The following is a 9,353-nucleotide window of genomic DNA, read 5'->3' on the forward strand; positions in this document are numbered from 1 at the left end:
AAGATCGAAAATTGCGTTGCCTGTCACAGCAAGCAAATTTGTTCTGACTCCATCTCTACGTGGACGACCTCTCCCTCGCTGTAGCGGCCCGCCAGGATCGCTTTTGCAATGGGAGTCTCCAGTTGCCGTTGTATGGCGCGTTTCAGCGGACGTGCCCCGTACACAGGGTCATATCCGGCACTGGCGAGCCAGTCGGCGGCCCCTTCACTCAGGATGAGCTCCAGCTTGCGGTCAGCTAGCCGCTGGCGTAGTCGTTCCACCTGGAGGGTGACGATCTGGCGCAGTTCCTCCCGCCTGAGGCTGTGGAAGATGATCTGATCGTCCAGACGATTGAGAAATTCCGGCCGGAAATGGGCCCGGAGAGCTTCATTCACCCTGGCTTCCATCGCTTCATGCTGCTCGGGATCAGCGGCCAGCTCCAGGATCGATTGGCTCCCGATGTTGCTGGTAAGAATCAGCACCGTGTTGGTGAAGTCCACGGTGCGGCCTTGCCCATCGGTGACGCGGCCGTCATCGAGGATTTGCAGCATCACGTTGAAGACATCGGGGTGGGCTTTCTCCACCTCGTCGAACAGGATCACGGCGTAGGGCCGACGACGCACCGCTTCGGTGAGCTGGCCCCCTGCTTCATAACCCACATAGCCTGGGGGAGCACCGATCAAACGACTGACGGTGTGCTTCTCCATGTACTCCGACATGTCGATGCGCACCATCGCGTCATCGCTGTCGAACAGCCGGTTGGCGAGTGCTTTGGAGAGTTCGGTCTTGCCTACACCGGTGGGGCCGAGAAACAGAAAGCTGGCGATGGGGCGGTTCGGGTCGCTCAGGCCTGCCCTGGATCGTTGGATCGCATCTGCCACCGCGGTCACGGCCTGGTTCTGGCCGATCACCCGCTGATGCAGGTCATCCTCCAGCTGGAGCAGCTTCTCCATTTCGCTCTGCACCAGCCGCGCGACGGGGATCCCGGTCCACTTGGCGATCACCTCTGCAATGTCGTCCTCACTCACCTCCTCCCGCAGCAAGCCTTTTTCGCCAGGCTCCTCCGAGGCGATCTGGGCTTCCTGCTCAAGCAGCTGCTTCTGCAGGGAAGCCAGGGTGCCGTATTCCAGTTCCGCCGCTTTGTTGAGGTCGTAGCTGCGCTTGGCCTGTTCCACCTGCAGCTGCACGCGTTCAATCTCTTCTTTGAGCGACGACAGCTCGTCGATCGCGCCTTTTTCCTTCTGCCACTGGGCATTGAGGGAGCTTTGCTGTTCTCCGAGGTCCGCCAGTTCCCGTTCGATCCGTTGCAAGCGTTCTTGGCTGGCGCTGTCGGATTCACGGCCGAGGGAGAGCTTCTCCATCTCCAACTGCAGGATCTTGCGATCGATTTCATCGATCTCCTCAGGTTTGGAGGTGATCTCCATCTTCAGGCGCGCGGCGGATTCATCCACCAGATCGATTGCCTTGTCGGGCAAAAAGCGGTCAGCGATGTAGCGGCTGCTCAAGACAGCAGCAGCCACTAGTGCACTGTCGGCAATGCGGACGCCGTGGTGCACCTCATAGCGCTCTTTGAGACCGCGCAGGATAGAAATCGTGTCTTCCACCGTGGGTTGATCCACCAGCACTTGCTGGAAGCGTCGCTCCAGGGCAGGGTCCTTTTCGATGTGCTGTCGATGCTCATCAAGGGTGGTGGCACCGATGCAGCGCAGTTCTCCCCGGGCCAGCATCGGTTTGAGCAGGTTGCTGGCGTCCATGGCTCCACCGGTGGCTCCTGCGCCAACCACCGTGTGGATTTCATCGATGAACAGCACGATCTGTCCTTCGGAGGAGGTGACCTCTTTGAGCACAGCTTTGAGGCGTTCCTCAAACTCGCCTCGGTATTTCGCTCCAGCGATCAGGGCCCCCATGTCGAGGGCAATGAGCTGACGGTTCTGCAAGGCCTGGGGAACATCGCCGTTGACGATTCGCTGTGCCAATCCCTCCACAATTGCGGTCTTGCCGACCCCCGGTTCGCCGATCAGTACTGGGTTGTTCTTGGTGCGTCGGCTGAGGATCTGGATCGTGCGGCGGATCTCCTCGTCCCGCCCGATCACCGGGTCCAGCTTGCCGTCACGGGCGGCTGCTGTTAGGTCCCTCCCATACTTTTCGAGGGATTCGTAGGTCCCCTCTGGGTTCTGATCGGTCACCGTCTGGTTGCCTCGCACAGCAGTAATGGCTTCTTTGAGTTTGGTGGCGTCAACGCCCGCTTGGCTGAGCAGTTGCTTGCCGCAGCGCTCATCGTCCGCCAAGGCCAGTAACAGATGTTCGATAGCGATGTAGCTGTCACTGAATCCATCACGGGCTGTTTCTGCTCGATCCAGGCAGCTGTTCAGGGAACGTCCCAGAAAGACTGATTCCGGTGGAGATCCAAGGCTGGGTTGCTGCTTCAGATGGGTGTCGACCGACGCTTGGAAATTGGCGACGTCGACACCTGCTTTGGTCAGAATGCGGCCAGCCAGACCGTTCTGCTGCAGAAGAGCCAGCAGCAGATGCTCCGTTTCAAGGTGCTGATGTTTGCTGGTTTGCGCCAGTTGCTGGGCGGCGACGATGGCGGCCCAGGCTTTTTCAGTGAACTGTTCCGCCGTGGGTTGCATCTCTGATGCGCTTCAAACTCCGTTCACCGTATGGCGATTGATGCGAGGCCCGAGGGGGCAAACCGAAGGATTCGGTTGGGTGCTCTCACCAGGGGGCGGCAAACCGGAATGGGTTTTTAGAGTTCGCCGAACTGAGAAGCGCCGATGTCTGATCCACAGCTGGTGGAGTCTCTCGTCCAGAAGAGTTTGGCGCTGTCGTCGACAGCTGGCGGAGAGCTGGAGCGCAGCTGTTGGATGGTCGTCCATGAGCACCATCACGGTGTGAAACCGACGGAGTACGACATCCGCGAGATTGACGAAGACCTCTACCTGGGCGTGCTGAAGGCTGCCAAACAGGCGCATCCTGCTGCGTGAGACGTGAGAGTCAGTCTCATTCAGGGTCTGATTTGGCGTGTCAGGACGTGCGCTGAGCTGATGCTTGATCAACCGTTGAGGAGCTGCCTCAGCAATGCACGGTGAGCGTTTTCGGCCTCAATCGTCTCTCGCATCTCCTTGGGAAGACGGGCTTCCAGGATGTCCTGCTTTTTCATCTCCGTGGCGTAGCGACTTTTGAAGTCGCTGAATTTGTTCAAGTAGGCCGTCGCGATCTCTGGGGTGAAGGCAATCACCTCCAGTGCGTGTTTGAAGTGGAGGTAGGAGACGGTCCAGTCGACCAGTTCCTCAAAACTCTCTAGGCCCAGGGGGTTGTCGGGAAGCGTCATTGGGTCGTGGTCGGTTGGTTCAGCCGAAACCCTCGGCCTTGGCTTGGTCGGTCAGCCCCCGCAATTGACCGTTGAGCAGTGCATCGCGTTCGCGGTCAGCCCCCACATGGGGGGCAATTTCCACCCCTGCGGTCTGCATGGCCTGCATGGCGGCTGCTTCCTCTGCTGATCCTGTTTCGCTGCTGAGGTAGCGCTCCACAGTGGCTGCGCCGGTGGCATCTGCTGCGAAATACACCGTTCCCGGGCCGCGGCGCACGACGGTTTGACGTCGCTGCCTTCGGCGTTGTTGCACGCTCGCCCAGAGCCGACCTTGATTGGCGGTCATGAAGGCGTTCAGATCGGCGGCATCGGTGTCTTCGGCCAGAGCCATGCTGGTGCCATCAATGAAATCACTGAGCAGGGTGACTACGGCCATCAGGACTGTGGTGATTGAGACTGTGTTGATTGAGAGGGTGTTGATTGAAAGGAGCGTTGGATCCTGCTGGTTTCAAACCAGCGAGTGATGGCTGATTCCTGAGCATCGTCGCTGAGATCTCGCTGGATCACATCGAAGCCATGGCGCTGGGCCAGGGTCAGTAATTCGATGTCATCGCTGCAACGCGCCGCATCGCGTCGCAATCCCTGGTGATGCTCGATCGCCCGCAGAAAATCTTGAAGAGCTTCACGACTCATCGCACTTACCAGCCCAATTCAGCCCGTTGTTCGACGTAGGTGGCCACCGCAATGATCTCCTCTTCACTCAGTTTGTCGGCATAGCCGGGCATTGCATTGAGGCCATCCTCGATTTCGTGCTCAAGAGCCTCCAAAGGGGCGCTCGTGTAGGCCTCGACGTGGTTGCTCAAGTCGCTGATCTTCAGCGTGCGTTTGGCGCTGATCACATTGCCGCCTCCCATGTGACAGGCCGCGCAGTTGCTGTTGAAAATCTGCTCGCCTTTCTCAAAGGCTGAGGTGTCAATCGCCATCGCCGGGGCTGACAGCTGATCAGTCGAACCGACGATCATCAAGAGCATCAGGATCAGTCCTGCAGCGCGTGCCATCAAAATCCGTTTAATACTCCAAGGTATCCATCGTTTCTGGCAAAAAAAAGAACCCTGAGCTGTGATTGACACACAGCTCAGGGTTGGCAGTTCATTTGGGATGAAACCTTAATTTCTAGAGAAATTTTGGAATCACTCGACGATCACCTTGCCGACCATGCCAGCACCACGGTGGGGCTCGCAGTAGTAGTCGTAGGTGCCAGCGGTAGCGAAGGTTTCTTCCCAGGATTCGCCGGGGTTGAAGGCGAGATCGGAGTGGCTGTACTCATCGTTGCCTTCGAAGACAGCGTTATGAGGTGCCAATTTGTTGTTGACGAACTTGACGGTGTCGCCTGCCTTGATGTTTACGGTTGCAGGCTCGAAAGCGAGCATGCCGGCGTCGGTGCCTAGCTTCACTTCAACGGTGGCGGCTTGAGCGCTGCCAACGTTGAGGCCGATCAGCATCAGGAAGGCGCAGCAAGCAGCTGCAACGGTGCGGATGACGGAGCGCATGAAAGAGCTATGTCGATCCAGCAATTTTACGCTCTGCTCTGGGGGTTCCGCGGTTGGGCAATCCGGAATCACAAAGAACTGTTGCTAAGTCGGGAGCATGGCTGCTGCCACCGAAGCGTTCCGGCTGCGTCACCGGGTCATGAATGAAGTGTCGCTGGCGAATGCTGAATCGGTCCCAAGCGTTCACTTCAATGGGGAGAACGCGGATTAGGGATTCAATCAGCCATGGCCAGAGCGGAATGCCTGGCGTGCGAGCAACACCGCGCCAGCGGCAGAGGGTTGCCACGGTGTCGTTCACTGAAATGGCTGGTTGACCCATGACCACGCGGCGCAGCGCCCCTTGACCGGGCTCACGGTTTGGCTCATGGGGATGTGTTGCCAACAGGCCGCAGATGCGGGCGATGTCTTCCGCATGGATGAAGTGGAAGCTCGCATCCACACGCAGCCAACGGGCCAGCCACAGCCAACGGCTCACTTCAACCAAGCCTTCGGTGAGATAGCTGGTGGGGAAGGGGCTGGTGCCATCGACCCGTCCGCCAAACACCAAGGTGGGAAACACGGCGATGATTTTGCTGGCCAGGGGGTGCTCTTCCAGATCCCTGAGGCAGCGGGCCTTGGTTTGGATGTATTCGGTTCCGTAGGCCAGAGCTTCCGGCAGTGGACGTAGGTGCCGGTCGAGCACGCTGGCCGTTGAGAAATAGATGACCTGTTCCAGCTTGGCTGGATCCAGAAGCTCAAGCATCCGCTTCACGGCCACCACATTCACCTGTTCGGCCCGCTCGGGATCACCCCAGGCTGTGGCGGTGTGGATCACCCGGTTGATTGTTGCCAGCTCATGGGCAAACCGGTCTGTGTCCCGAAGATCCCCCACCAGAAGGCGGATGCGGGGGTGGTCTGCAGGAACAGCATTGAGCTTGGCGGGGTCCCTCAGCCAGAGAAGCAACTCTGCCTCGGAATTCTCCAGCAGCCAGCGGGAGACGTACTGACCGACGCAGCCGCTGGCGCCTGTCACCAGGATGCGGGTCAAACGGCAGCCCCGAGACGGTCCATCACGCTCTTGCCGGAGCGGAAGAAGGCTTCACCGTTCTCCTCGGGAGTTCCCGGCAGGATTCCATGGCCCAGGTTGAGGATGTGCTTGCGACCGCGGGCCTTGCGGACGCAGTCATCGATGCGAGCCTCGATCGCCTCTGGGGTGCCGAACAGCAGGCCCGGGTCCACATTGCCCTGAACACCGATGTGCTCCGGCAAGCGCGCCAGGGCTTCCGCCATGTCCACCGTCCAATCCAGCGAAATGATGTCGATGCCGGTCTTGGCCATCCGCTCGAGAACACCTGCGCTACCGGAGATGTAGAGGATGAAGGGGGTATCAGGGTGCGTCTGCTTGACCAGATCCACCACTTTTTTCTGATAGGGCGCAGCAAAGGTGTCGTAGTCAGCAGGGCTCAGCTGGCCAGCCCAGGAATCAAACATCTGCACCACCTGTGCACCGGAATCAATCTGGTAACGCAGGTAATTGGCGATCGACTCAGCGAAGTGGTCGAGCAGCTTGTGAAGGATGTCGGGCTCGCGGAAGGCCATGGCCTTGATCACCGCGTAGTTCTTGCTGCTCTTGCCCTCCACCACGTAGGCGGCGAGGGTCCAGGGGGCACCGACGAAACCAAGAACAGCCGCCTCGTTTCCAACGCTTTGGCGGAGACGTCCCAGAACTTCGCCCACGAAGGGCATCGACTCTGCTGGGTTCAGCGGGTGCAGGGCATCCACCTGGGCCATGCTCCGGATGGGGTCACCAATCTGGGGGCCTTTGCTCTCAATGATGTCGAAGTCAATCCCCATCCCCGGTAGGGGCGTGAGGATGTCGGAGAACAGGATCACGCCGTCAGGCTTGAAGGCATGAAACGGCTGCATCGAGATCTCATAGGAGAGATCAGGGTTTTCGGACCGCTCACGGAAGCTGGGGTACTTGTCACGTAGGTCCCGGTAGATCTTCATGTAGCGCCCGGCCTGGCGCATCATCCAAACCGGAGGACGCTCCACCGATTCACCTCGCGCAGCACGCAGGAGCAGGGGTAAAGAGTCGCTCATCAAGCCCGGTCAGGTCAGCCGAAAACTTACCTGAATCAAAGGCTCCACTAGCGCTTCACCCCCTAATAGTCATCACCTTCGTCACAGGATGTTGTCGGGGTCGCTGCTGCTCAGGCTGCGTTTCGGGTCGTGCTTGAACACCACCAGGCTCAGCGGTGGCAGGCAGAGATCCAGGGAGTTCTCATAGCCATGGATGCCCCACTCTTCCGTCGGTTTGCCGCCCATGTTGCCGAGGTTGCTGCCGCCGTATTTGGCCGCATCGGAGTTGAAGATCTCCTCGTAGAAGCCCGCGAGCGGAACGCCCACGCGGTAGTTGGAGTGGCTTTGGGGAGTGAAGTTCGCCACCACCACGAGCCAGGTGCCGCTGCTGCTCTCCCGACGCATGAAGCTGATGACGGAATGGCGGTTGTCATTGCAGTCGATCCACTGGAAGCCGAACTGGTCGAAGTCGTCACGCCAGAGGGCGGGTTCCGCTTTGTAGAGAACGTTGAGGTCATCCACCAGTCGCTGGATGCCTTTGTGAGGTTCGTAGTTGAGCAGATCCCACTCCAGATCCCCCCAGACATTCCATTCAGCCCGCTGGCCGAATTCCATCCCCATAAAGATCGTCTTCTTGCCGGGGTGAGTCCACATGTAGGCCAGCAAAGCCCTTGTGTTGGCGTACTTCTGCCAGTCATCTCCGGGCATTTTGTGCAGGAGATGACTTTTGCCGTGCACCACCTCATCGTGGCTCAGTGCCAACATGAAGTTCTCGGTGTAGGTGTACCAGATCGAGAAGGTGATGTTGTTCTGATGGAACTGGCGGAACCACGGGTCCAGCTCGAAGTAATCGAGCATGTCGTGCATCCAACCCATGTTCCATTTGAGGTTGAATCCGAGACCTCCGATGTCCGTTGGCTGCGTCACCATCGGCCAGGTTGTTGATTCCTCCGCAATGGAGAGAGCCCCGGGGTAGTGCTGGAACAGCACGTGGTTGGCTTGCTGAAGGAAGCGGACCGCCTCGGTGTTTTCCCGGCCGCCGTTCTCATTCGGCAGCCATTCCCCATCGGGACGCAGGTAGTCGCGATAAAGCATCGATGCCACCGCATCCACACGAATTCCATCGATGTGGAATTGCTCGAACCAAAAGATCAGATTGGCAACAAGGAAATTGCGAACCTCATTGCGGCTGTAGTTGAAGATCAGGGTGCCCCATTCCTTGTGTTCCCCGATCCGTGGATCGCTGTGTTCGTAAAGGTGAGCACCATCGAAGAAAGCCAGGCCATGGGCATCCTTCGGGAAATGGCCTGGAACCCAATCGATGATCACCCCGATCCCTTCGGCGTGGCATCGATCCACGAAGGCCCGGAATTCATCAGGCGTTCCGTAGCGGCTGGTGGGGGCGTACCAACCTGTCACCTGATAGCCCCACGACCCATCGAAGGGGTGCTCGGTGATCGGCATCACCTCGATGTGGGTGAATCCCCGCTCCTTTACATAAGGAATCAGGCGATCGGCAAGCTCGGCATAGGTGAGAAGACGAGCACCGGGCTTCATGTCCGCCGCAGGAACCGGTTTGCGCGGGGTCCCGTCGGGTTGAATCCACGGCTCGTCCGCTGAGGCGTGGATCCAGCTGCCCAGGTGCATTTCGTACACCGAGATGGGTTGATCGAGCGCGTTGCTGCTGTCGCGCTTCTGCATCCACTCCTGGTCGTCCCAGCTGTATCCGTTCAGGCGGGCCACCACAGAGCTGTTGTCCGGGCGGACTTCGTGCTGGAAACCGTAGGGGTCAGCCTTTTGGTAGCAGTGGCCGTCCTGTGTGCGGATTTCGTATTTGTAGAGATGGCCTTCATTGAGTCCGGGAACGAACAATTCCCAGATGCCACCAAGACGCTGCTGCATGGGATGGTGGCGTCCGTCCCAGGAGTTCAGATCTCCGATGACTGAGACGCTCTGAGCGTTGGGAGCCCAAAGGCAAAACATCACGCCCGTGATTCCTTCACGCTCGGTGAGGTGGGCACCCATCTTTTGCCAGATGTGGTGATGGTTGCCCTCAGCAAACAGGTGGCGATCCATTTCGCCCATCCATTCACCACGGAAGGCCCACGGATCGTGCTGTTCGTGAACGATGCCGCCTCGTTCGACTCGGACCTGGTAGTCCAGACCAGGGTCCCTGGCGAGCTCTGCCTCAAACACCCAGGGGTGGTTCGGCGTGGTCATGGCGATCTGTTCGCCAGCCACGAGCAGAGTCACACTTTGGGCCTCTGGCATCCACATCCGCACGGTCCAACCCTGATCAGAGGGCTGGGGACCGAGCACCGCGAACGGGTGGTCATGGCGACAATTCGCCAACCGTTCGCCGTCCTGCACCATCCAGTCGAGGACTGCGGCGACACCCATGGGAGACCTAAGAATTGGGCGCGATGTTAAGCCTGATTTACGAAACAGAT

At 59.0% G+C, this 9,353-nt stretch carries 10 protein-coding genes; 1 reads left to right on the forward strand and 9 read right to left on the reverse strand.

From position 1 onward, the window contains the following. Positions 1-23: 23 nt before the first annotated feature. Entirely contained in the window at positions 24-2,612 is a 2,589-nt protein-coding gene (clpB, locus tag FZZ88_RS07310; RefSeq protein WP_166016698.1) for an ATP-dependent chaperone ClpB, read from the reverse strand. Between the two features lie 144 nt (positions 2,613-2,756). Here clpB and FZZ88_RS07315 point away from each other — a divergent pair, with 144 nt between their 5' ends. Further along, entirely contained in the window at positions 2,757-2,966 is a 210-nt protein-coding gene (locus FZZ88_RS07315) for a hypothetical protein (protein ID WP_166016697.1), read from the forward strand. A 68-nt stretch (positions 2,967-3,034) separates the two neighbouring features. On the opposite strand, the gene FZZ88_RS07320 is transcribed toward FZZ88_RS07315, so the two are convergent. From FZZ88_RS07320 to glgB, 8 genes are all read right to left on the reverse strand, one after another. Next, positions 3,035-3,313: a hypothetical protein gene (locus FZZ88_RS07320; protein ID WP_166016696.1), complete on the reverse strand. Its 279-nt coding sequence runs from the start codon at positions 3,311-3,313 to the stop codon at positions 3,035-3,037. Positions 3,314-3,332: 19 nt separating this feature from the next. Next, positions 3,333-3,728 carry a hypothetical protein gene (locus tag FZZ88_RS07325; RefSeq protein ID WP_166016695.1) on the reverse strand — a complete coding sequence of 132 codons (396 nt, stop codon included), beginning with the start codon at positions 3,726-3,728 and terminating at the stop codon, positions 3,333-3,335. After that, the gene (locus tag FZZ88_RS07330) at positions 3,728-3,985 is read right to left on the reverse strand and encodes a Nif11-like leader peptide family natural product precursor (RefSeq protein ID WP_166016694.1); all 258 of its coding nucleotides are present in this window, start codon (positions 3,983-3,985) and stop codon (positions 3,728-3,730) included. Before FZZ88_RS07330 ends, FZZ88_RS07325 begins: the two co-directional genes overlap by 1 nt. 5 nt (positions 3,986-3,990) lie before the next feature. Further along, the gene (locus FZZ88_RS07335; protein ID WP_166016693.1) at positions 3,991-4,350 is read right to left on the reverse strand and encodes a c-type cytochrome; all 360 of its coding nucleotides are present in this window, start codon (positions 4,348-4,350) and stop codon (positions 3,991-3,993) included. A 132-nt stretch (positions 4,351-4,482) separates the two neighbouring features. After that, positions 4,483-4,842, reverse strand: coding sequence for a plastocyanin (gene petE / locus FZZ88_RS07340; RefSeq protein WP_166016692.1), 360 nt, complete (start codon positions 4,840-4,842; stop codon positions 4,483-4,485). 7 nt (positions 4,843-4,849) lie between these two features. Further along, positions 4,850-5,869, reverse strand: coding sequence for an NAD(P)-dependent oxidoreductase (locus FZZ88_RS07345; RefSeq protein ID WP_166016691.1), 1,020 nt, complete (start codon positions 5,867-5,869; stop codon positions 4,850-4,852). Then, complete coding sequence (hemE, locus tag FZZ88_RS07350; RefSeq protein WP_166016690.1) at positions 5,866-6,924, reverse strand: uroporphyrinogen decarboxylase; 1,059 nt, start codon at positions 6,922-6,924, stop codon at positions 5,866-5,868. The genes FZZ88_RS07345 and hemE overlap by 4 nt, the downstream gene beginning before the upstream one ends. 81 nt (positions 6,925-7,005) lie before the next feature. Next, positions 7,006-9,303: a 1,4-alpha-glucan branching protein GlgB gene (gene glgB / locus FZZ88_RS07355; protein ID WP_166016689.1), complete on the reverse strand. Its 2,298-nt coding sequence runs from the start codon at positions 9,301-9,303 to the stop codon at positions 7,006-7,008. Between the last annotated feature and the right edge of the window lie 50 nt (positions 9,304-9,353).

The organism is Synechococcus sp. PH41509 (assembly GCF_020514285.1).
GTDB lineage: Bacteria > Cyanobacteriota > Cyanobacteriia > PCC-6307 > Cyanobiaceae > Parasynechococcus.

Bases quoted from the DNA above. Each gene is read 5' to 3' on its own strand.
- clpB (WP_166016698.1), bottom strand. From the start codon at position 2,612: ATGCAACCCACGGCGGAACAGTTCACTGAAAAAGCCTGGGCCGCCATC.
- FZZ88_RS07315 (WP_166016697.1), top strand. From the start codon at position 2,757: ATGTCTGATCCACAGCTGGTGGAGTCTCTCGTCCAGAAGAGTTTGGCG.
- FZZ88_RS07320 (WP_166016696.1), bottom strand. From the start codon at position 3,313: ATGACGCTTCCCGACAACCCCCTGGGCCTAGAGAGTTTTGAGGAACTG.
- FZZ88_RS07325 (WP_166016695.1), bottom strand. From the start codon at position 3,728: ATGGCCGTAGTCACCCTGCTCAGTGATTTCATTGATGGCACCAGCATG.
- FZZ88_RS07330 (WP_166016694.1), bottom strand. From the start codon at position 3,985: ATGAGTCGTGAAGCTCTTCAAGATTTTCTGCGGGCGATCGAGCATCAC.
- FZZ88_RS07335 (WP_166016693.1), bottom strand. From the start codon at position 4,350: ATGGCACGCGCTGCAGGACTGATCCTGATGCTCTTGATGATCGTCGGT.
- petE (WP_166016692.1), bottom strand. From the start codon at position 4,842: ATGCGCTCCGTCATCCGCACCGTTGCAGCTGCTTGCTGCGCCTTCCTG.
- hemE (WP_166016690.1), bottom strand. From the start codon at position 6,924: ATGAGCGACTCTTTACCCCTGCTCCTGCGTGCTGCGCGAGGTGAATCG.
- glgB (WP_166016689.1), bottom strand. From the start codon at position 9,303: ATGGGTGTCGCCGCAGTCCTCGACTGGATGGTGCAGGACGGCGAACGG.